At 38.2% G+C, this 22,557-nt stretch carries 23 protein-coding genes; 14 read left to right on the top strand and 9 right to left on the bottom strand.

Annotated elements, in window-relative coordinates; all coding sequences use genetic code 11:
- Positions 1–51: 51 nt before the first annotated feature.
- Together yajC and nusB are read right to left on the bottom strand one after the other, a co-directional pair.
- A complete protein-coding gene (yajC, locus tag HMPREF9073_RS02255; protein WP_009412350.1) occupies positions 52–357 on the bottom strand; it encodes a preprotein translocase subunit YajC in 306 nt (101 codons plus the stop codon).
- Between the two features lie 32 nt (positions 358–389).
- A complete protein-coding gene (gene nusB / locus HMPREF9073_RS02250) occupies positions 390–1,331 on the bottom strand; it encodes a transcription antitermination factor NusB (protein ID WP_009412349.1) in 942 nt (313 codons plus the stop codon).
- 200 nt (positions 1,332–1,531) lie between these two features.
- Between nusB and HMPREF9073_RS02245 the strand changes: the two genes are divergently transcribed.
- The 10 genes from HMPREF9073_RS02245 to HMPREF9073_RS02200 all read left to right on the top strand — a co-directional run bounded on the left by HMPREF9073_RS02245 (position 1,532) and on the right by HMPREF9073_RS02200 (position 9,273).
- Entirely contained in the window at positions 1,532–1,810 is a 279-nt protein-coding gene (locus HMPREF9073_RS02245) for an HU family DNA-binding protein (protein ID WP_009412348.1), read from the top strand.
- Positions 1,811–1,884: 74 nt separating this feature from the next.
- Positions 1,885–2,673 carry a DUF1444 family protein gene (locus HMPREF9073_RS02240; RefSeq protein WP_009412347.1) on the top strand — a complete coding sequence of 263 codons (789 nt, stop codon included), beginning with the start codon at positions 1,885–1,887 and terminating at the stop codon, positions 2,671–2,673.
- Between the two features lie 32 nt (positions 2,674–2,705).
- Positions 2,706–3,512, top strand: a complete 807-nt coding sequence (locus tag HMPREF9073_RS02235; RefSeq protein WP_009412346.1) for a DUF1444 family protein — start codon at positions 2,706–2,708, stop codon at positions 3,510–3,512.
- A gap of 19 nt (positions 3,513–3,531) precedes the next feature.
- Entirely contained in the window at positions 3,532–4,221 is a 690-nt protein-coding gene (locus tag HMPREF9073_RS02230) for an NAD-dependent deacylase (RefSeq protein WP_009412345.1), read from the top strand.
- Positions 4,218–4,457 carry a hypothetical protein gene (locus HMPREF9073_RS02225; RefSeq protein WP_009412344.1) on the top strand — a complete coding sequence of 80 codons (240 nt, stop codon included), beginning with the start codon at positions 4,218–4,220 and terminating at the stop codon, positions 4,455–4,457. Before HMPREF9073_RS02230 ends, HMPREF9073_RS02225 begins: the two co-directional genes overlap by 4 nt.
- Entirely contained in the window at positions 4,447–5,268 is an 822-nt protein-coding gene (pyrF, locus tag HMPREF9073_RS02220; protein WP_009412343.1) for an orotidine-5'-phosphate decarboxylase, read from the top strand. Before HMPREF9073_RS02225 ends, pyrF begins: the two co-directional genes overlap by 11 nt.
- A gap of 132 nt (positions 5,269–5,400) precedes the next feature.
- Positions 5,401–5,847, top strand: a complete 447-nt coding sequence (locus tag HMPREF9073_RS02215; protein ID WP_009412342.1) for a GNAT family N-acetyltransferase — start codon at positions 5,401–5,403, stop codon at positions 5,845–5,847.
- 54 nt (positions 5,848–5,901) lie between these two features.
- Positions 5,902–6,546: an epoxyqueuosine reductase QueH gene (locus tag HMPREF9073_RS02210; RefSeq protein ID WP_009412341.1), complete on the top strand. Its 645-nt coding sequence runs from the start codon at positions 5,902–5,904 to the stop codon at positions 6,544–6,546.
- A gap of 33 nt (positions 6,547–6,579) precedes the next feature.
- The gene (gene truB / locus HMPREF9073_RS02205) at positions 6,580–8,208 is read left to right on the top strand and encodes a tRNA pseudouridine(55) synthase TruB (protein ID WP_034555153.1); all 1,629 of its coding nucleotides are present in this window, start codon (positions 6,580–6,582) and stop codon (positions 8,206–8,208) included.
- Between the two features lie 6 nt (positions 8,209–8,214).
- Complete coding sequence (locus HMPREF9073_RS02200; RefSeq protein WP_009412339.1) at positions 8,215–9,273, top strand: glutaminyl-peptide cyclotransferase; 1,059 nt, start codon at positions 8,215–8,217, stop codon at positions 9,271–9,273.
- Here HMPREF9073_RS02200 and HMPREF9073_RS02195 read toward each other — a convergent pair.
- Both HMPREF9073_RS02195 and HMPREF9073_RS02190 read right to left on the bottom strand, forming a co-directional pair.
- Entirely contained in the window at positions 9,270–12,821 is a 3,552-nt protein-coding gene (locus HMPREF9073_RS02195) for an AAA family ATPase (RefSeq protein ID WP_009412338.1), read from the bottom strand. The two genes, HMPREF9073_RS02200 and HMPREF9073_RS02195, sit on opposite strands and share 4 nt — an antisense overlap.
- 44 nt (positions 12,822–12,865) lie before the next feature.
- The gene (locus HMPREF9073_RS02190; protein WP_009412337.1) at positions 12,866–13,117 is read right to left on the bottom strand and encodes a type B 50S ribosomal protein L31; all 252 of its coding nucleotides are present in this window, start codon (positions 13,115–13,117) and stop codon (positions 12,866–12,868) included.
- 292 nt (positions 13,118–13,409) lie between these two features.
- Here HMPREF9073_RS02190 and HMPREF9073_RS02185 point away from each other — a divergent pair, with 292 nt between their 5' ends.
- The 4 genes from HMPREF9073_RS02185 (at position 13,410) to HMPREF9073_RS02170 (ending at position 16,945) form a co-directional block, all read left to right on the top strand.
- Positions 13,410–13,700 (top strand): DUF493 family protein, encoded by a 291-nt coding sequence (locus HMPREF9073_RS02185; protein WP_009412336.1) that lies wholly within the window; start codon positions 13,410–13,412, stop codon positions 13,698–13,700.
- Positions 13,697–14,389: a DUF4290 domain-containing protein gene (locus tag HMPREF9073_RS02180; RefSeq protein WP_009412335.1), complete on the top strand. Its 693-nt coding sequence runs from the start codon at positions 13,697–13,699 to the stop codon at positions 14,387–14,389. The genes HMPREF9073_RS02185 and HMPREF9073_RS02180 overlap by 4 nt, the downstream gene beginning before the upstream one ends.
- On the top strand, positions 14,376–15,686 hold the full coding sequence (gene murA, locus HMPREF9073_RS02175) for a UDP-N-acetylglucosamine 1-carboxyvinyltransferase (RefSeq protein WP_009412334.1): 1,311 nt from the start codon (positions 14,376–14,378) through the stop codon (positions 15,684–15,686). Before HMPREF9073_RS02180 ends, murA begins: the two co-directional genes overlap by 14 nt.
- An 86-nt stretch (positions 15,687–15,772) precedes the next feature.
- Entirely contained in the window at positions 15,773–16,945 is a 1,173-nt protein-coding gene (locus HMPREF9073_RS02170; RefSeq protein WP_009412333.1) for a MalY/PatB family protein, read from the top strand.
- A 45-nt stretch (positions 16,946–16,990) separates the two neighbouring features.
- Here the strand turns inward: HMPREF9073_RS02170 and HMPREF9073_RS02165 are convergent, their stop codons facing one another.
- From HMPREF9073_RS02165 to HMPREF9073_RS02145, 5 genes are all read right to left on the bottom strand, one after another.
- Positions 16,991–19,126: a TonB-dependent receptor gene (locus tag HMPREF9073_RS02165; protein ID WP_034555149.1), complete on the bottom strand. Its 2,136-nt coding sequence runs from the start codon at positions 19,124–19,126 to the stop codon at positions 16,991–16,993.
- A 68-nt stretch (positions 19,127–19,194) separates the two neighbouring features.
- A complete protein-coding gene (locus HMPREF9073_RS02160) occupies positions 19,195–20,073 on the bottom strand; it encodes a DMT family transporter (RefSeq protein WP_009412331.1) in 879 nt (292 codons plus the stop codon).
- An 8-nt stretch (positions 20,074–20,081) separates the two neighbouring features.
- Positions 20,082–20,447 (bottom strand): diacylglycerol kinase family protein, encoded by a 366-nt coding sequence (locus HMPREF9073_RS02155; protein WP_009412330.1) that lies wholly within the window; start codon positions 20,445–20,447, stop codon positions 20,082–20,084.
- A 16-nt stretch (positions 20,448–20,463) separates the two neighbouring features.
- Complete coding sequence (locus HMPREF9073_RS02150) at positions 20,464–21,162, bottom strand: polyprenol monophosphomannose synthase (RefSeq protein WP_009412329.1); 699 nt, start codon at positions 21,160–21,162, stop codon at positions 20,464–20,466.
- A gap of 113 nt (positions 21,163–21,275) precedes the next feature.
- The gene (locus HMPREF9073_RS02145; protein WP_009411789.1) at positions 21,276–22,538 is read right to left on the bottom strand and encodes an aminotransferase class I/II-fold pyridoxal phosphate-dependent enzyme; all 1,263 of its coding nucleotides are present in this window, start codon (positions 22,536–22,538) and stop codon (positions 21,276–21,278) included.
- Positions 22,539–22,557 lie beyond the last annotated feature (19 nt).

Here is a 22,557-nt window from a genome sequence, read left to right as displayed (position 1 = left end):
GCCTGTTAAAACTTTTCGGACAGGCTCTTTTTTTGTGAGTATTTTTTAGCATTATGCTTCTTTTTTCTCTACTTCTTTCTTGTCGTCTCTCAATCTAATGGATAGTTCCATAGAGATAGCCGAACGTTCAAATTTTATTTTACCTGCAAGGGTTTCAATCACACAAGTATCATCGGTAAGTTCTACAATGCGACCGTGCATACCACCTTTGGTAATTACTTTATCACCTTTCTTCATTGATTGTATGAAGTTTTTTTCTTGTTTTTGTCGCTTCGCTTGTGGACGAATCATTAAAAAATACATTACCACAATCATCAATGCGATAATCAAAAAATTGTTACTCATCAAATTTTGCATATATACTTAATTTTAGTTTTTAATTTTGTTACTTACAAAAGTCCTCTTCCAATCTTTTTAATAAGTTCTTTTTCACTGAGTTCCTTGTGTACTACATTCAGTACCCCATTGATGAACAAACTACTTTTAGCAGTAGAATACTCTTTAGCAAGCTCTAAGTACTCGTTGATAGTTACTTTCACAGGAATACTTGGGAAGTGCAAAAACTCACAAATAGCCATTTTCAAAAGAATAAGATCTAACACTGCCACGCGTTCCTTGTCCCAATTGGTGAGTTTATCTTCTACAAAACTCTTAAGTTTAGCATCGTTAAGGGCAGTTTTCTTTAGCAAATCTACTAAAAACTCTTTTTCTTCACTGTTGTTGTAGAGAGGAGGAGTAAAATACTTTTCAGGAGGATTCGGGCGTAAATTTTTAAACTCTCTTACTATAAAGGTGTTTACAATAGGAAAATCATCCATCCACGTAAGGTTATAGTCCTCTATATATTCATAAAGTCCTTCATCAGGAGCAATGAATTCTTCAAAAATTTCAATTAAGATTTTTTTGTCGGCTTCAAAACTTGCTTTTTGTTTACTATAAGCTTGGTAAGTATCGCTTTCCACAATACGTTTATAGAGCGTTCTCACATATTCTTCTTGGATATTCCAAAAATTGATATGAGCTTCAGCAATAGCCTTTTGTAACATTTCATTAGTAGCAATAAGTGAAAGTAGCTCGTTGTCTTTCATTTTTTGGTGTAGGAGCTTATCAGTAGGAGTTGCTAAGTATTTTTTTTGTGCTACTTCGTACTGATTTACCGCCAAAGAATGAAGCTCTGTAAGGAGTGCCATTAGCAAGAGATATAGATTTTCCATCTCATTGGCACTATTTTGCAAGAATTTCAATTCTTTGTCTAAATCCTGACTTTGGCTTTGCTGCATTGCATAGACTGATTGCATCACTTTAGCCCTAATATGTCGTCGTGTAAGCATAATTTATAAGAACCTTATTTACTTTATTTTTGAGGGTGCAAAAGTAGGAAAAAAGCTTTAACGAGCAAAGAAAAAGGGGTAAAAAAGTGTTTAAAATGTTAATTTTTTACTAAAATCGCATTTTTTTTTGTTTTATCTTTGCTATAAACAAATATATTACTACCTTTGTACCAAGTTAACTATATTATACAATTTATAATATGAACAAAACAGAATTAATCGATGCAATTGCTGCAGAAGCTGGCTTGACAAAAGCTGATGCTAAAAAAGCAGTAGAAGCGTTCTTTTCAAGTGTTGAAAAGAGCCTTAAACAAGGTAAAAAGGTAGCTATCGTAGGCTTCGGATCTTGGTCAGTAGCTAAGAAAGAGGCAAGAGATGCAAGAAATCCTCGTACTGGTGCTGTTATCAAAGTTCCTGCTAAGAAAGTAGTAAAATTCAAAGCTGGGACTGAACTTTCTGAATCAGTAAACAAAAAGTAATTGCACTAAAAAGTCCCTTTCTCATTAAGAAAGGGACTTTTTTTATTTACTAATTTTCTAATCTGTTAATTATTATGACAAATCTAATGAACGAACAAGAGTTTACTCAGCTATATATTGATGCTTTGAGAGAGGCTTTCCCCGATATTACTATAAATAGCACTGCGGTATTGGAGGTAAGCACAATAACCCCTGATGACCAGCGAGAAGTAAAGCATTTTTTGGATAATTGTTTTAATGAATATCTAACCAATCCGAATGATTTAAATGATATTTTAGACAAATATCTCGCTCCATTGGTTAGAATATACAAGCCTGAGGAAGCAACAGCAATCACTGATTGTATCTTTCCTACAATCAAAGATACAACCTACATAAAGAAATTGAAGAGTATAGTGCCGGATGCTGAAGAGTTGCCAATGGTATATGAGAAGTATAACGATGAGTTGTATGTGTTTTACGGGGTAGATGACGGCGATAGTATAGGCTCTTTGTCTACTTCGGACTTTGAGGAGTTAGGAATGAGTATTGAAGCACTACGAGAGTTGGCTCTCAACAATTTAGCTAACACTTTAGAAATAGAAGCTCAAGCTGATGAACATCTCATTTTTCTAACAGCAGATGGCAATTATGAAGCAAGCCTTATTCTTCTGACGGATATATGGACAAAAGAGAATTTTCCAGTAGAAGGAGAGATTGTAATAGGAGTTCCTGCACGCGATGTATTAGTAGTTTGTGGCAGTGAAGATGCAGAAGGTTTGGCAAAACTAGATTCGGTTATCAGTGATATATATAGTGGAGGGGATCATATTATCAGCGATAAGAAATTCGTTTTTAGAAACGGGAAGTTTGAGGTATTTTAAAAACATCTACAACGTAACTTTTAGGATAAAGTATGGACGGTAAAGACGATTTTATTAATGAGTATATAAAAGAAACTCAACAAGATTACACCAATCTATATATCAAGGAATTAAAGAGAAGATTTCCTCATATAGAAATAGCATCTACCGTGCCTTTAGAGATTGTTACTTCTTTGCCCGATGAAGAGGAAGAAGTAAAGCTTTATCTGCACAATAGTTATAAGGAATATGTAGGTGCTCCTGAGCGTCTCAATGAGATTATGGAGCGCTATATGAAGCCTTTAGATGATATTTATACCCAGAACAATGACTTTGTAGTAACTGTTGATAACATATTTCCTATTATAAGAAATAAAAAATATCTCAGCCAGCTTGAAGCGCTGTCTAAAAAAGCAGTTTATGAGTCATATAATTCTGAACTTTTTATTTTTTATGTTATTGACAAGGGACATAGCACACAATCACTTAGTTTATCGGATTTTGAAAGTTTAGAAATTTCTATTGATAAACTTCGAGAGGTTGCTGTAGCAAATTTGCTTCATAACATCAAAATAGAAGCTGTATCCAATGGTAATTTAACTTATCTTTCAGTCGATGATTACTATGAATCGAGTTTAATTTTGGTAGAGGATATATGGACAAAAGAGAATTTTTCGGTACAAGGAGATATAGTAATCGCTATTCCGTCCTACGGTACTTTATTTGTTACAGGTAGTGAATACACTAAAGGATTAGAAATTTTAGACAAAAACATTCAAGAGGTATTCAAACAAAATATGCATCTCATATCTGATAAGAAATTCGTTTTTAGAAACGGGAAGTTTGAAGTATTTTCATAATTTATAACTAACATTACCAATGAAAAAGAAGAAAATAGTAGTCCTTACAGGGGCTGGTATCAGTGCTGAAAGTGGTGTAAAAACCTTTCGCGATGCCGATGGTTTATGGGAAGGGCACGACATAGAACAAGTGGCAACCCCTTACGGATTTAACAAAAATCCTGAACTAGTGTTGAACTTCTACAACGGCTTGCGCAAACAGCTAAAAGATGTGCAACCTAATCCTGCTCACCTATTGCTTGCCGAGCTTGAAAAAGACTATAATGTGGTAGTTATCACGCAAAATGTAGACGATTTGCACGAACGTGCAGGCAGCAGCAATATTATCCACCTGCACGGTGAACTCTTAAAAATGCGTGGAGTTGACGACCCTTACACTTTTTACGACTGCACTGAAGATATCAAAGTAGGTGACCTAAGCCCCAGTGGCGCACAATTGCGCCCTCATATCGTGTGGTTTGGCGAGGATGTACCAATGATTGTAAAAGCAGCCGAAGAAGTTGAAACTGCTGATATAGTACTCATTGTAGGGACTTCACTACAAGTGTATCCTGCTGCCGGACTGATGAATTGTGCTGAAGAAGACACTCCTATATATTATGTAGACCCGCGCCCAAGTATCAGCAATAAAAATAATATTACTGTAATTAAAGACGTTGCCTCTACGGGGGTAGCTAAAGCTATTGAACTAATAAAAGAATTGAAATGAGTAACTTCCCAAAATTTATTTTAGGTGACAACACCGATATGCCTGACGCTATGTTCGTAGTGCATTTAGAGTATCCACGCTTCGTATTGAATTTAGATAACGACGAAGTTGAATGGCTTGAAGAGTTTGACGAAGAGGACACTAAAGAATTAGAAGCTGAAAGTGAGAACCTTATAGCAGAAGCTATCGCTTTCTACGAACGTGAAATTACCCGTATAGAAGAAAATGACTATTAAGCAACTCATCCAGCAAATCAAATCAAAGCAATCGCTATTATGCGTGGGGTTAGACACTGATATAACCAAAATTCCTCCTCACTTACTTGAGGAGGAAGACCCTATTTTTGCTTTCAACAAGGCAATTATAGAAGCTACCCACCGCTTTACAGTAGCCTATAAACCCAACACCGCTTTTTACGAAGCTAACGGTGAAATAGGGTGGCGTGCCTTAAAAAAAACGATTGACTACCTCAACCGCCACCACCCCGATATTTTTACCATTGCCGATGCTAAACGCGGAGATATAGGCAACACCTCAAGTATGTATGCCAGAGCTTTTTTTGAGGATATGCAATTTGATAGTGTGACTGTTGCCCCCTATATGGGTAGAGATTCGGTAGAGCCTTTTTTAGCTTTTGAAAACAAACACACTATTCTCTTAGCACTAACTTCTAATGAAGGAGCTTTCGACTTCCAAACGCAAAAACTCAACGATGAAGAGCTGTACAAAAAGGTATTACGTACCTCACTCACTTGGCAAAACAGCCAAAACCTGATGTATGTAGTAGGAGCAACCAAAGCTGAATTCTTAAAAGAAATACGCCAAATTATCCCTGAACACTTTCTATTAGTACCTGGAGTTGGCGCACAAGGAGGTAGCTTAGAAGAAGTTTGTCACTATGGACTTAACGAACATTACGGACTGCTCATCAACTCATCACGTGGTATTATCTATGCCTCTAAAGGTGAAGATTTCGCTAAAATAGCAGGTGAAAAAGCTGAGGAATTACAGCAGAAGATGAAATTAATGCTTAAAAGTGGTAAATGAATAGTAATAAAAAGGAGCAAGAGAAATGACAAGTGTGAGAAGTAATAGGTATATCAACTTTGTACAAGTTTAAAACTTTGGCAGAATATGGTGATTAAAAACTAGTAAACTAATGACTAACAACTAAATAATATGATTACATTTTTAAATAAAAGCAACATTACCCCAACCATTGAAAAAGATGCCGCTCGCTTGTTCTCATTGTTGAGCAGGCGTTATCAGCAACCCTTATCAAACCTTTTTAATGATGAAACTCAAGCTCCTTATGTAGTGGGTTACATAGAAGATGGTCGCCTACACGGAATGGCTTCTATGGCTATCTACAGAGTGATTTCGGGCTATAAAGGTTGGATAGAAGATGTGGTGGTAGACGAGATGGCACGTGGTAAAAAAATAGGCACTCAGCTCATTCAACTTCTTATCGCCAAAGGCAAAGAATTGGGCTTAGGAGAAATATTGCTCTTTACCTCGCCTACTAACGAAGCTGCTATTAAGCTCTATGAAAATGAAGGCTTTAAACGCAAAGGTGCAGAGGTATATGTGAACGCTCTCAAACAAATGTATCCTCCTGAATCTTGATATATTGTGATTTCTTTGTATTTTTGCGCCCTTTAAAAGAAAACTCAAAATACTATGGAATTAGTTCACAAGAATCTTGTATTGCCTAACAATGGCAAAAAATTATTGTTACACACTTGTTGTGCACCTTGTTCAGGTTCAATTATACTATCTATTCAGGGGTCGGGGATCGACTTTACTATATTTTTTTACAACCCTAATATCCACCCTAAAAAAGAATACGAAATTCGTAAAGACGAAAATATTCGTTTTGCCGAAAAGTGTGGCGTACCTATTGTAGATGCTGAATACGACACTGATAATTGGTACGCACGTGCCAAAGGTATGGAATTTGAACCCGAACGCGGTAGCCGTTGTGCTATGTGTTTTGATATGCGTATGGAACGCACCGCTTTATATGCTCACGAAAATGGCTTTGATACCATTGCTACTTCTTTAGGTATCTCACGCTGGAAAGACCTCAACCAAGTGAATGAAGCAGGCAAAAACGCTGCTAACAAGTATGAAGGTCTTACTTACTGGGACTACAATTGGCGCAAAAACGGAGGCTCTGCCTGCAATATGGAAATCTGTAAGAATGAAAAGTTTTACCAACAAGAGTATTGTGGTTGTGCTTTCTCATTACGCGATGCTAACAAATGGCGTGTTGCCAATGGTAGAGAGAAAATACGCATAGGAGAAAAATACTACGGAAATTAACTAATTTGCTAATTTCTAAATTTGCTAATGAATATGATAACTCCAGAAGAATTTTCAGAAGGTCGTATCTTACTTATTGATAAACCCTTACAATGGTCGTCATTTCAAGCGGTGAACAAAATCAAATGGGCAATACTCAAACACTATAAGCTCAAGAAAATAAAGATAGGGCACGCAGGAACATTAGACCCGCTTGCCTCTGGTTTATTGGTAATTTGTACCGGTAAATTTACCAAAAAAATCACTGAAATACAAGATGCTGTAAAAACCTATACGGGTACTATCACCTTGGGAGCTACTACTCCTTCCTACGATATGGAAACCGAAATAGATGCTCGCTACCCTACTGACCATATCACTCCTGAACTGATAGAACAAGTGCGAAAACAGTTTATGGGCGAGCTTGTGCAAACCCCACCTGTATTTTCGGCTATCAAAAAAGATGGCAAACGCCTCTACGAATTTGCTCGTGATGGCAAAGAAATAGAAGTACCTCAGCGCACTATTTACATTCACAATTTCACTATTGATGCAAGTCAGTTTCCTGAGTTGCACTTTGAGGTGGTATGCAGTAAGGGTACTTATATACGTTCTTTAGCAAACGATTTTGGTAAAGCCTTAGGATCAGGAGGCTATCTATCTGCTTTGCGACGCACCAAAATAGGTGATTTTTCAGTAAGTGATGCCATAAGTCCTGAGGAGTTTGTCAGTGCTCATATTCCTGACCTCAGGAAACACCCCCTTCCTCCTATTATTCTTACTACTGTGGTAGATGAACCACAAGAAAAGAAAGTTCTCAACGACCGTTTTGCCAATCGCAATAAAACCATCAACAGTCAGTTTGAACGTGAAGAAACACCTCCCTCCCACCCTACTGGCGAGTTGAATATGGAGGCTATATTTCCAAGACGAAAAGCTCAAAAAACTTCTGGTTTACAGTATGAATTACGCGCTTTTATGCGAATGTTCACTAATACTGATAAGGCAATTACTATCACTTTGCTCATACTCTTCTGTACTGTACTCACCCTTATGGTAATACAATTGAGCGACAAGAAGAAAGAGATAATGATAGAAATGGCACTTACCCCTGATGATTTACCTCAAGAGCCCCCACGACCTGAAGAAACCTCTCCTAATGCCGATGTTCCTACTAACAATGCCAAACTCACTACCAATGCTTACAACCAAGCAGATGCTTCCTTACAACACACTGATGATTTCAAAACTTTAGACGAAATAATGGCTGAACGCGCTGCTCAGGAAATGGCAGCTGCCAAAGAAGAATTAGTGGCCAACCAAAAAATGGCAGGCGACCTCATTATCACCGATCACAGTTTGCAAAACACAACTAATACTCCTAAAATAAGTGACAAAGTCAATAAAAATACTTTAGTAAAATACGCCTTAGCTGGTAGAGTAGGAAATATCCCCAATCCTGTGTTTACTTGTGAACGAGATGGAAAAGTGGTGGTAAGTATCACTGTGGATGAAGCAGGGCGTGTGACTAAAACAGCTATTGATAGAGCTAATTCCACAACTACCGATGATTGTCTATTAGAAAACTCATTACTCTACGCTCAAAAAGCTAAATTCAATGCGGTGAGTGGCAAAAAAGAACAAACAGGCACTATTACTTATATTTTCCAGAGCAAAAGATAACATTTTATGACTACATTTCCACGATTTTTATACCTCATCCTGCTTGCAATAGCAGTGGTAGCTTGCAAAAATACGCCTAATGACGGCAAGGATTTTAACATAGAAATCTTTCCTAAAAAGAAAGAATACCACTTAGGTGATACCCTTGTGGTGAAAATCACACACCCAAAATTCAGTGAGGCAATTACCAAAACTTCTTTTCAATTTCATCAACAGCATTTAGAAGCTCAAGGCGATACTATCGTACTGCACGCTCTTCTGCCGTTAGGCAAACAGCAACTAAAAGTTACTGCTCATACTACTAACGGACAACAGTACACCGTACAAAAACAACTATTGCTATTAGCCAAAGATGCTCCTAAAATCTATACATACAAAATCATCAATGAGTATGCACACGACAAGAAGGCTTATACACAAGGATTAGAATTCATAGGTGATACGCTTGTAGAAAGTACAGGGCAATACGGCGAATCATCTATACGCAAATGGAATCCATTTACAGGGGAAGTCTATAAAAATGTACCTTTACAACCTTCATACTTTGGCGAGGGCGCTACTGTTTTTAAAGGTAAAATACTACAACTCACTTGGAGAGAACAAGTAGGAATGGTATATGACAAGGATTTGAATTTTCAGAAGACTTTCACTTATGGCAAAAGTAAAGAAGGTTGGGGGCTCTGCCATAACGGAGAAGACAAACTCTACAAAAGTGATGGTAGTGAAAAAATTTGGTTACTCCATCCTGAAACTTATGCTGAGATTGATAGTTTACAACTCTGCACTAATAAATCGCTCTACACTTACGCTAATGAATTAGAATTTGCTAACGGAAAGATTTATGCCAATACTTTCCTAAAGGACGGCATAATGATTATCAATCCCGAAAATGGTGCTATTGAAGGTGTGATAGATGTACGCGGACTCAAAAGCAAAGTAGAGCAAACTCCTGATGTGGATGTACTCAATGGCATTGCCTATCACCCTAAGCGTCAAACTTTTTTCATTACAGGTAAGAATTGGAGTAAAATTTTTGAAGTAGTTTTCTTACCCTCTAACAACTAAACAGTAACAACTATACTGCTCTTTCCGTTACCTTTCTTTTGTACCACTACTTTCACAGCAATGCGCTCTACCATTTCTTGTACGTGAGAGATAACCCCTACTTTCTTCCCTTGATTTTGTAGGCTCTCCAATGCATCTATGGCTACAGAAAGCGTTTCGGAGTCTAAGGAGCCAAAACCTTCGTCTATAAAGAGGGTTTCTACATTCATTTTAGTAGATGAGAGTGAGGAAAGTGCCAAAGCCAAAGCCAAAGAAACTAAAAACGACTCTCCTCCTGAAAGTGAATAAACCGAACGCACCTCAGCTCCCATATCGTTATCTATCACCTGCAAACTTAAAGAATTAGGAATGCGTTGCAAAGTATAGCGCCTATTGAGGTAGCGCATTTGCACATTGGCGTATTGCAAGAGCATATCAAGAGTATATTCCTGAGCATACTTGCGGAATGTGTTACCTGTACTACTTCCTATAAGGTCGTTGAGCAAACTCCAGCGATGGGTGAGTTTCTCCTTTTCTTCTTTGGCTATATGCAATGTTGCAGCGGTAGCACGCTGCTGACTATCAGTTAAAAACCTACTTTTTTGAGTAACCACAGCCTCGCGTAGTGTATCTTCTTCAGCTGTTTGAGCTGCCAGTTGCTGTATGGTAGCTTCTTCTGTAAGGTCGAGTGGTCGTTTTTCTTTTAATTGTTTAAGAGCTTGTTGTTTTTCTGTAGCAATAGTATTATATTGGGCTATGCGCTCGTTTAACGATTGAAGGACTTGCCGTTCTGATTGTAGCCATTCGTGAGAGCGATTTGCCCACTCTAGCATCTTTCTTCTTATAAACTCTATTAGCTCAGAAGGGTAAGCAGTAAGCCATTCTTCTATTGTAAGAGTCGCCTCAGTTATATGAGTTTGCGATTGCTGTTGTTGTGCTGCTAAGGTTTCTAAAGTCTTTTCATTAGCTGTCAGTTTTAGCAAAATAGCATTGTATTGCTGTTGGTTTTGCTCTAATCGAGATGTTAATTCATTTATTTGTTTCTCAAAAGTAGCCTCTACCTCTTGAGCCGATTTTCCTTCTAACAAATTGTTACGTTCTTCTTTCATTTTTTGCAACTGAATTTGCTCTTTAGTAATACGTTCCGTCAATTCAGTAAGTTCTTGCTGGAGCGCTTGAGCAGAAGAAGAAAGCTCTGTGCGCTCTTGTGTGAGTTCTGCAAGGCGTTTTTTGTATTTTTCGAGACAAGCCGAATGTGTTTCCCAATCGATTTTAGCTGTAACAACCTGTTTTTGAAATTGTGCAATATCTGTTTGCCAAAGATTGAGCCAAGCAACCGAAAGTTGCAAATTTTGCAACTGCTGAAAGTGCTTTTGGCTTTGTTGTTCGCAATTTTGGGTGTCTTTTGCAAGAGTATTCAGCTCATCGGTGAGTGATTTGAGTTGGTTAAGCACTTCAAAAAGCGTTTCTGTTTCTGCTAAAAGGTGTTCTATTTCAGAAATTTTACTTGTGATATAAGGCTCTATTTCAGTAGTGGGATAAGCCATATAATAATACACCGATTGTGTTAAGTGCTCGTACTCTTGGTTGTATAATGTCGCGTATTCAGCATTTTGTGTGGTTTGCTGTGCTATGCGTTTTTGCAGTTCTTTAAGCTCTGTTTCTTTGGTAATTAAGTCTTTCGTAAGCGATTCTAAATGCTTTTTGGCATTGAGAAATTCTTGATGTACCGTATTGATAAGATGTTCGGCGACAGCCTTGTGAGCATTGGGGTGGTGTAGCGCCCCACATACAGGACAAGCCTCTCCCTCCACCAAATGTTCACGCAAAAACGCTACATCTTTGGTATTTTCTATTTGTGTTTTTTGGTAGATACGCTCAGCAGTGTCACAAGTAATTTTGGCTTCTGCCTGAGCTGTTTGCAATTGTGTTATAGCCTCTTCCGTTTGATTTTGTGTATGTTGCAACTCTTGTAAGAGCGATTCTCCTTGTATTTTCTGTGCTTCATATTGCATCATTCGTTTTGCCACTTCTCTATCCGATTGATACATTTGCAAAGCGGTGAGATAATCCTTTTGTTGTTTGGCAAGTGTCTCTATATCAGTTGAGGGAAGATCTTCAATAGCGTGTTGAGCTTTCAGATTAGAGAGTTGTTGTGTAAGGCGTTCTTCCGTTTGCTTGTAGGCAGTTAGTTTTTCGTTGAGCAGTTGCTGGTCGGTTGCGAGTTGCTCTAACCACAGCGCATTGCGGTACAATTGAGCTTCATCGGGGTGAGTATTGAGCCATTGTTCTTCAGTTTGAATGTAACTCTCCCCTTTTTGGATATGTTCCACTACTTTTTCAAGTTCCGTTTCTTTAGTTTGTAAAACAGATTTTTTAGTGTTGTACTGTTGCTGATATTGCAATAGCACATTTTGTTGTTCTGTGAGACGAATATCCAGTTCCTTTGCTTTAGCGATAGCAGGTTTGGCTATTTCATAAGTTCTTTTGGCTGTTGCCAAATCCTTTTCGATAGCCTCTTTATCACTGGAAATAAGAGCCTTATCGGTAGTAAGTTGTTCTTTTTCTAAAGTAGCTTGCTCTAATTGTTGTGTGGTGAGTGCTAATTTTTCGCTTTCCTTTTGCTGGGTGAGGATATCCCCTTTTACAGCTTGCAACTGCTCCACCATTGCAAGTTGAGCAAAACGTTCTGACTGAGAGATTTTCTCCTGCTCGGCTATTTGTTTATTTTCAAGAGCCTCTTGCCATTGTTGTGTGTACAATTTCTGATTATCAAACCACTGTTGTTGAGCTCTTAAGGCAGTAAGCGACGACTGCAAATTGTTTAATTGAGCTTCATCAGCAGCAAGTTGAGTAGATAGCGTTGTACGTTCATCTTCCGTTAGGAAAACGATATTTTCAAGCTGTTTTTCTAAGAGTTGAAGTTCGTTTTTGTGTTGTTTATGACATTCGTGTATCTGTTTAGAGACGCGTGTATACACCTCAGTACCTGTGAGTTTCTCTAAAATATCCGAACGTTTATCGTCGTTTGCTTTTAAGAAAGAAGTAAAATCACCTTGTGCTAAAATCACCGATTTAGTAAACTCATCAAAAGTTAACCCTACGCATTCGCGAATCTTTTCGAGTACGAGTGTTTTGCGATTTTCGGCAATTAAGTGATTATCAGTTAAGCAAGTGAGTTGCATTTTCTCGTTTTGAATAGCCCCCGAGGGTTTGTTGTAAGCGCGGCTCACCTGCCATTCGGCTTCGTAAATCTTACCATCAACCGCCTGAAATACCACTTTGGCATAGCCCGAAACAGCCCCTTTGCGCAAGAGATGTTTCACGTTGTTAGCTTTTACCTCTACCCCACTATCGGTTATAGCAACCGAGCTTTGAGTAGCTGCTAATCGAGGAGTATCGTTGTAAAGGGCGAGGCAAATAGCATCTAAAATAGTAGATTTACCTGCACCTGTAGCCCCCGTAATAGCGAATAACCCCACCGATTTGAGGGGTTCAGCTTCCAAATTGAGGGTAAAAGGACCTTCGATAGAGGCGATATTATGGAGAGAGACGGAGAGTATTTTCATAAGAAAAAAACCTCCTTAAGGGGAGGTTTTTAGAAGTTGCTATGTTATTTTTGGAACTTAGCGTATTTGTTTTTAAACTTATCAATACGTCCGGCTGTGTCAATAAGTTTAGATTTACCTGTGTAGTAAGGGTGAGAAGTGCGAGAAATTTCCAATTTTACTAATGGATACTCAACCCCATCTCCTTCAATAGTCTCTTTAGTTTCTACGGTAGACTTTGTGATGAAGATATCGTCGTTAGACATATCTTTGAAAGCCACCAAACGATAAGATTCTGGGTGAATTTCTTTTTTCATTGCAATGTTAAATTTTTATTACGTAATTTTTTCAGGGCGCAAAGGTACGATTATTTTTTAAAATGGCAAATTTTAAGGAATAGTTTTTAGAAGTTGGAAGTTGAGGGTTAAGAGACAGAAGAAGATAGATTTTTAAAAATCAATTAGTTACAACATATTGATTTACAAAGAACATTAAAGTGTATTGATAAGTATTAAACGAGAAAGAGCTGATAACTAAGCTTTAAAAACTTGTTAATTGACAAATTATTTGTATATTTGCACTCTATAATAATTAGAAAACTACATCTCAATGAAAACAGAACAAGAATTAGCAGAATTTTACGAGCGATTGAAAAACGAACTTTTAGAAACAAGTTTGTGGCCTACTCGCTACCTCTATAAATTTATCATCCCTAAAGACGAGGCTAAATTAGCGCAATTAGAGGATGTTTTTAAAGATACTGATGCCGAAATTACCACACGCCCCTCAGCAGGAAATAAATACACAGGAGTTTCGGTAAGCCTCACCGTAAAAAATCCCGATGAGGTAATTGCTTTTTACAAAGAAGCTGGCAAAGTAGAAGGAATTTTATCACTATGACAACCTTAGAATACAATACCGAACGCCCGCACTTGCACATCCCTGAATACGGGCGACACATTCAAAAAATGATTGAAAAAGCGGTACTTTTAGAAGACCGCGATGAACGCAACCGCACAGCTCGCAGCATCGTTGCCGTAATGGGTAACCTATTCCCCCACTTGCGCGATGTACCCGACTTTCAACACAAATTGTGGGATCAATTGTTTATAATGTCGGGATTTCAGTTAGATGTAGATTCTCCTTACGAGAAACCTACTCCCTCTACCCTACACAAGCACCCCGACCGCTTAGAATATCCACAACACCGACTCAAATATCGATTTTATGGCAATATCATCCTTAGGCTCATCAATACTTGTGTGAAATGGGAAAAAGGCGATTTACGAGAGGCTTTGGAGTATTCCATTGCTAACCATATGAAAAAATGTTTCCTCACTTGGAACAAAGAAGCGGTAGACGATAGTGTAGTGTTTGAACACCTTTACGAATTGAGCAAAGGACGGATAGATTTGCGCAAAAGGAAAGAAGACCTTTGGGACAGTCAAGCATTGATACGTACCAAAATGAACCTCACTCGCCGCTCTATACCGCAGCAGAACCAAAATCAACCCCATCAGCAACATCAACAAAACAAAAAAGTTTTTACTAATAAATTTAATAAAAAGAATAACAATGGGCGTATTTAAGATAGAAGGAGGACATATTCTTAAAGGAGAAATTACTCCTCAAGGTGCTAAAAACGAGGCATTACAAGTGCTTTGTGCTGTTCTACTCACCGACCAAAAAGTTACTATTCACAACATCCCCGACATTCAGGATGTAAATAAACTCATTTCTTTACTCGAAAATTTAGGTGTAAAAATTCAAAAAGTAGGAAAAGGCTCTTATAGCTTTCAGGCAGATGAGGTGAATATCGATTACTTAAAATCGGAGTCTTTTCATACCGAAGGGCAAGCCTTGCGCGGCTCTATTATGGTGGTAGGGCCGCTACTCACGCGTTTTGGCGTAGGCTATATTCCTAAACCTGGAGGAGACAAAATAGGTCGCCGCCGCCTCGATACCCACTTCGATGGCTTTATCAAATTAGGCTCCCATTTTGAATATGACGAGAACAACTATACTTATAGTGTAGTAGCCGAAAAACTACACGGTACTTATATGCTTTTGGAAGAAGCATCAGTAACGGGAACCTCTAACATTATTATGGCAGCAGTATTAGCTGAAGGTACTACCACCATCTACAACGCTGCTTGTGAGCCCTATGTACAACAGCTTTGCCGTATGCTCAATGCTATGGGGGCTGATATACAAGGCATAGGCTCTAATCTCATTACTATCAACGGGGTAGAACGCTTGGAGGGTTGTACTCATACCATTCTGCCCGATATGATTGAAATTGGTAGCTGGATAGGTTTGGCCGCTATGACCCGCAGCGAGATTACTATCAAAAATGTGGGGTGGGAACATTTGGGTATTATGCCTACTATCTTCCAAAAATTAGGTATTTCCTTCGAAAAGAAAAATGACGATATTCATATCCCCGCTCACACTAATGGCTATGAGATTCAGAACTATATCGATGGCTCTATCCTTACTGTAGCCGATGCCCCTTGGCCTGGTTTTACTCCCGACTTATTGAGTATTGTGCTGGTAGTCGCTACTCAAGCACGTGGGGAAGTGCTCATTCACCAAAAGATGTTTGAAAGCCGACTCTTCTTTATCGATAAACTGATAGATATGGGTGCTAAAATTATATTGTGCGACCCACACCGCGCAACAGTTATTGGCAACGACTTCAAATCGCCTTTGCGCGCTACCCTAATGACTTCCCCCGATATACGTGCTGGTATCGCCCTACTCATCGCAGCCTTATCAGCCAAAGGTACTTCTACCATCTATAATATAGAACAGATAGATAGAGGTTATGAAAATATTGATGGGCGACTCAAAGCATTAGGTGCTAATATTGTGAGAGTGAATTAGTAGTAATAATTGATAGGCACAACCTAACAATTAGTTAGTACATATATAATAAAAAGTTAATCATTAACCATTAATCATTAGACAAAGTGGATTACAATTTTGACGAAGTAGTTTGTAGAAAACATACAGATGCCTTAAAATTAGAGGCATTAGCTCCTCGCTGGGGGCGCACCGATTTGCTACCAATGTGGGTAGCCGATATGGATTTTAAAACACCTCCTTTTATTGTGGAGGTGATGAAAAAACGTATGGAATGCGAAATCTTTGGCTATACTGCTAAGCCTGAGAGTTGGTATGAGGCAATCATCAGTTGGCAAGCTCGTCGCCACCAATGGACGATTGCTAAAGAAATGATTTCATTCGTTCCTGGGGTAGTTCCTGCCTTGGCTATGGCTGTGCAAGCCTTTACTGAGCGCGGTGAAAAAGTAATGATTCAACAACCGGTATACAATCCTTTTGCTCAGGTGATTCGCAACAACCATCGCGAATTAGTGAACTGTCCACTTGAATTGAAAGACGGACAATATCACATCAATTTTGAAGTATTTGAAAAAAAGATAAAAGGTTGCAAGCTCTTCCTTTTCTGTCATCCTCACAACCCAGGTGGACGTGTATGGACATGTGAAGAATTGCAGAAAGTAGCTACTATTTGTGCTCAAAACAATGTAATAGTAGTTGCCGATGAAATCCACGCCGACCTTACCTTACCACCATATCAGCACATCCCATTTGCTACTGTAAGTGAAGAAGCTGCACAAAACTCAGTGGTATTTGCCTCTCCGAGCAAAGCATTTAATATGGCAGGTTTAGCAACTTCGTATGCCGTGATTGCCAACCCTACCCTACGCCGACGTTTTGAAAGTTATGTAGAGGGGAATGAGTTAGCCGCAGGAAACGTTTTTGCGTTCAACACTGTGGTAGCAGCCTATAACAAAGGTGAAGAATGGCTACAACAAATGCTCAACTATGTACAAGGGAATGTTGATGAAGTAATACATTACATCGAAAAATACATACCACAATTAAAAGTGATTGTACCCCAAGCTTCTTACTTAGTATTTATAGATTTCAGTGCATTACAACTCAGTCAGAAAGAAATTGTAGCCCTATGCACTGATAAAGCACACTTAGCCCTAAATGATGGAGCTATTTATGGGGAAGAAGGCAAAGGTTATATGCGCATAAATTTAGCTTGTCCGCGAAGTGTGGTAAAACAAGCCTTGATACAACTAAAAGAAGCTGTTCGGTCTATAAACTGATAATAAAAAAACGAGGTTTTTACACCTCGTTTTTTTATTTATATCTTAATAACGATAAGTAAGACTCAGATTAAAATATCTTCCGTTACCACGTGCATACTCAGCATCTCGTGCTACCAACATAGAAGCAGGTGTATAATACACCTTATCGGTGAGGTTTTCAATTCCTAAAGCCAAAGAAAAAGACTTGTTGAAAGTATAACCTGCGCTGAGAGAAAACAAGTCGATAGGATAAACAATTCCCTCTCCTTCAGTATATACACCTCGATTATCAGGAGAGAAGCGATCTCTACTACCTGTATGTAAGTAATTTACTTGAAGGTAACTATATTCAGTAGGTGTAACTCTTATATAAGCAGTTGCCTTAGGAGCAGGAATAGAAGTACCACTCATATAGCCATCCCAATCTCCATCTTCAGTAGATTTTTTCTTTCCTTCAAAAGAGATAAAACTTCCGCCAAGGGTAAGCCATTTAGTAGGAAAAATATCAGCATTTACTTCAAAACCATATACTTTTTGAGGGGTTCTATCTACTACCCAAAAACCACTTACTGATTTAAGATCACTACCGAGTTTTGAATAAGTATAGAAATAAGAGCCACTCAAATGAACATATTTGCTTAGCTCAGCATAAGCTCCGGCTTCATAATTTTCGGTTTTAACAGGCTCTGTATTGATTTTAGAAAGGACATCAGCTTTAGCAGCACGAAGGGTTCTTCCTAAATCAAAAATTGAAAAACCTTGTGAATAAGAGATGAAAGGCTGGAAATACTTGAATTGGTTGTATGCAATCCCTATGTTAGGAGAAAGATTGTTGTAAGTAAGATCTCCTCCTTTTACATATACACGAGGATCGGTATTGCGGAGCCTGAGAACCTCATAATTAGGAACAGATACATCAATGTAATCATAACGCAAGCCTGCTTTGAGTACATAGTATTGGAAGAAAGTAGTTTTTATTTGTAAGAAAGGAGCAGAATTATAAGAAGTGAGCTCAGGCATCCAATAACGACCATCTACTAGAGGCTGACTGGTTTTATCTATCAATACATCAGCACCATAGAGTAACTGAGTAAAAACATTTTCAGAAAATAAAAACTTAGAAGTTAGTTGGGTACGAATACCATATTTTTCACCTTTTACAGTTGCTTGCCCGCTACTGCTTTCCCAGCGTGGACTTCGAGCGTTGTGCTTGCGATAATCGAAAATAGCATATTGGTGTTGGGTAAAAGCACTTAACTCTAAATCAGTACGTTTAAAAATGTTATTGGAGTTGAATTTTATATAGGCGTTGTGATTATAGCGCATTCCTTCATCTTGAGCTGCAGGGTCTTTAGTACCATAAACTCCTATACGAGGGCGTTCTAGATATTTTCCTCCAGAAGCTACCAAAGGGGTGTTTTGCAAACTTTGATAGAAGTTATACATAGCTTCTACCTTGTTATCATCGTCAAACTGATAACCAAGTTTTACAAGTCCGTTATAAGTACGCACATCTCCTAATCCATAGCGAGGAGATATATATTCACCTGTCCCATCAATAGCTGAACCTGTTTGGTTCATTGCCGCATCAACTAAATAAGAAAAGCCTTTGTAATTTCCATAAAATTGTTGATTAAAACGATAGCCAAAGCCTCTATTTTCTTTAAAAGAATCTCTTGCTGAAGCTCCTATAGTAGTTTGCCCACCGAAAATAACATTTTTAGGCGATTTTTTAGTTACAATATTCATTATTCCTCCTATGGCTCCATTTCCATAAATAGAGGTAGCCCCTTTTACTATCTCAATACGTTCTACAGCTGCTGGGTCAATAGAGCGAATATCGCGGTCTGTAGCACGTAATGGCGTAGATTGAGGGATACCGTCAATCAATACGAGTATAGAACGCCCTCGCAAATTTTGATAACGGTTGTTAGTTGTATTGGTAGAAAGTGACATAGCTGGTTCTATCATCCCAATAAGATGCGACATATCAGGCGCTATTTTTATAAACTGCTGTAGTTTCTTTTGGTCAATAATGGTTACATTCGCAACAGCATCCGTTTTCTTCTCTTTGATACGATTAGCCGTAATCACTACTTCCTCAAGTGATACAGTATCTTTTTTAGAATCAAGAGGGTCATTTTGTGCCATACTCATCGTAGCACATAACACCATAATAGGCAAAATGAGTTTTTTCATAAAATGATATTTAAGTTTTTCAGCGGACAAAAATACCACTTTATTTAGAATTAAACAAAATAATTTAACTATATTTTCTTAGGCTTCAAAATATCTATCATTACTGCAATGATAATGAGTAGCACTCCTATAATAAGATTCGTTGTAAGACTTTCTTGCTGGAATATCCAAATACTGATAGCTACTGCTACAATAGGTTCCATTACCCCGATGATAGCTGTAGGAGTAGAACCTATCATTCTGATAGCATAAATAAGGGTGATGATAGAAAACAAGGTAGTTACTATACCGAAACTTGTAAGTAGTAAACTCATTTTTACTTCTGGAATGGGGAGAGGGGTACCTATAACCCATAGTTTTACAAGAAAATAAACTGAAGAAAATAAGGTAGAATAAAACGACACTTTTATTCCTGAAGCCGATATTTTTGATTTATTGACAATGAGCATATAGAGTGCATACGAAATTGCTCCAAGTAGTGATACGCCTGCCCCTATATAGTTGATTGAAAAGTTTGTTACATCTTTTACACTGAGTAAGAAAACACCTATTAATACAACAATGAGGGCTATCATTGTGCGAAAGGTAATATGTTCTTTGAAAAAAACACCCAAAGCAAGTGCTACTATTAGCGGATACATAAAAAATATAGTAGAAGCTATACCTGGGGAGAGCAAATCGTAGGCAAGAAAGAGAAATTCAGCTGAAAGGGCGTACAACAATCCTAAAATAAGGAAGATAAACACTTCACGCGGGATAATATGCAGTGTTTCCTTTCGGTAGAAAAGATACCCCATAATAAAGAGACTTGTTGTAATGAAACGATAGAAAAGTGCCGCATCTACCGAAAAACCTTGCTGCTTGATAGGAATCATAAACAGCGGAATCATACCATAAGTAACCGCTGAAATAAAAGCTGCTAAATACCCTTTTACTATATCTTTCATAGTAAAAATTAAAAGAGTCCCATTACATAGGGATAATAGATGATACAGAGCACAATGCTTACAGGTATCACAGCAAAGCCTACACTTCCGGCAGCAACATCTTTGATAATCCCAATAGTTTTATGATGATCGGGGTGGATGAAGTCGCAGAGTTTCTCAACGGCTGTATTGAGACCTTCAACTGATAATACTATAGCGATACACAACAGTTGTACAATCCACTCATTGGTAGTAATGCCGAAACAAAAGCCTAAAATCACCCATACTAAAGAGATGACAATGTGTACCATTACTGGGGGTTCATTCTTTATTAAATAAAACAAACCTTGAAATACATATTGTAAGCTTTTGAGTCTTTTTCTTATAAATTCCATAATTCTTTATGCTGATTTATTTTTTAAATCGCATTCCGATAACGCCAAAGATAGCTTCACGGATAATGCTTTTATTCATTTTTGATTTTCCTTTAGTTCTATCGGTAAAGATGATAGGTACTTCAGTGATTTTAAACTTCTTGAGGTAAGCACGATACTTCATCTCTATTTGAAAGGCATAGCCTACAAATCGGATAGTATTCAGGTCGATGCTCTCTAATACCCTTCGGTGGTAACACACAAAGCCAGCAGTAGGGTCTTTAATTTTCATTCCCGTAATCACCCTCACATAGATAGAAGCCCCATAGGATAACAAGATGCGTTGCAAAGGCCAGTTCACTACATTCACCCCTTTTACATAACGCGACCCAATTGCAACATCAGCACCTTGCTGACAAGCCTCATAAAGTCCTAAGAGGTCAGTGGGGTTATGAGAAAAATCGGCATCCATCTCAAAAATATATTCATAATCACGTGCTAATGCCCACTGAAAGCCGTGAATATAAGCTGTTCCTAAGCCTTTTTTCTCTGTGCGTACCTCTAAAAAAAGTCGGTTAGGATAAATATTTTGTAATTCACGTACCTTATCGGCAGTACCATCAGGAGAATTGTCGTCTACAATAAGAATATGAAACTTATCACTTTGGGCAAATACTGCCTTTATGATAGCTTCTATATTTTCAATTTCGTTATATGTAGGAATGACAATTAACAATGGACTATTAATAATTTAACAAGGTGGGCATACACAAAAACTTTGCCAAAGTTGGTCGTAGCACAGTAAGCTATCTCACTTTGGCAAAGTATTTTTTTTCAATTAATAATTAATTACATATCTCCCATTTCTTTAGTAAGTTCAGCATTCATAGCGCGGTATACACCTGTTTCGAGTTTCTCACGAATCGCTGAGAATGCTTCCAAAGTGCGGTCGATATCTTCTTTACTATGTGATGCTGTAGGAATAATACGCAAAAGTATCATTCCTTTTGGAATCACAGGATAAACTACTATCGACAAGAAGATACCATAGTGCTCACGTAGGTCGTTTACCATAGCCATTGCTTCTGGAATACTACCGTGCAAGAATACAGGCGTTACGCAAGTATTGGTATTACCAATATTGAACCCACGCTCTTTAAGTCCGTTTTGCAAACGATTTACGTTATCCCATAACTTTTGTTGTAGTTCAGGCATTGTTTCCATCATTTCCAAACGTTTCAAAGCTCCTTTTACATAAATCATTGGAAGTGATTTAGCAAACATTTGAGAGCGGAGATTGTATTTGAGGTAGTCCACTACTTTAGCATTTCCAGCGACGAAAGCTCCAATACCTGCCATTGATTTAGCAAAAGTAGAGAAATAAACATCAATTTCATCTTGTACACCTTGGTGAACTCCTGTTCCTTCTCCACGAGGACCTAAGGTACCAAAACCGTGCGCATCGTCTACCAAAAGGCGGAAAGGATATTTCTTTTTAAGGGCTACAATTTCTTTAAGTTTGCCTTGTTCGCCACGCATTCCGAAAACACCTTCTGAAATCACCAAGATACCACCTCCTGTAGTTTCAGCTAATTTGGCAGCACGCTCTAAGTTTTTCTCAAAGCTCTCCATATCGTTGTGTTGATAGGTATAGCGTTTACCAAAGTGCAAGCGTACCCCATCGATGATACAAGCGTGTGCATCAACATCGTATACAATCACATCGTTTTTGGTAACCAAAGCATCGATGATAGAAACCATCCCTTGGTAACCAAAGTTGAGCAAATAAGAGGCTTCTTTGTGAACAAACTTAGCCAAACGTTTTTCGAGTTCTTCATGCATTGTAGTATGCCCACTCATCATACGAGCTCCCATAGGGTAAGCCGCACCATACTCGGCAGCTGCTTCGGCATCTACTTTGCGCACTTCGGGGTGGTTTGCAAGTCCTAAATAATCGTTGATACTCCAGTTGAGGATTTCTTTTCCTTGGAATTTCATATGAGGACCTAATTCACCTTCCAATTTAGGGAATACATAATACCCCTCGGCGTGGTCAGACCAGCGCCCTATACTTCCTTTATTTGCATAAATATGCTCAAATAAATCTTTCATTCGTTCTTTATCTTATTTT

The organism is Capnocytophaga sp. oral taxon 326 str. F0382 (genome assembly GCF_000318295.1).
In the GTDB taxonomy this organism is placed as follows: Bacteria; Bacteroidota; Bacteroidia; order Flavobacteriales; family Flavobacteriaceae; genus Capnocytophaga; species Capnocytophaga periodontitidis.
This window is presented reverse-complemented; position numbering and strand designations above follow the sequence as displayed.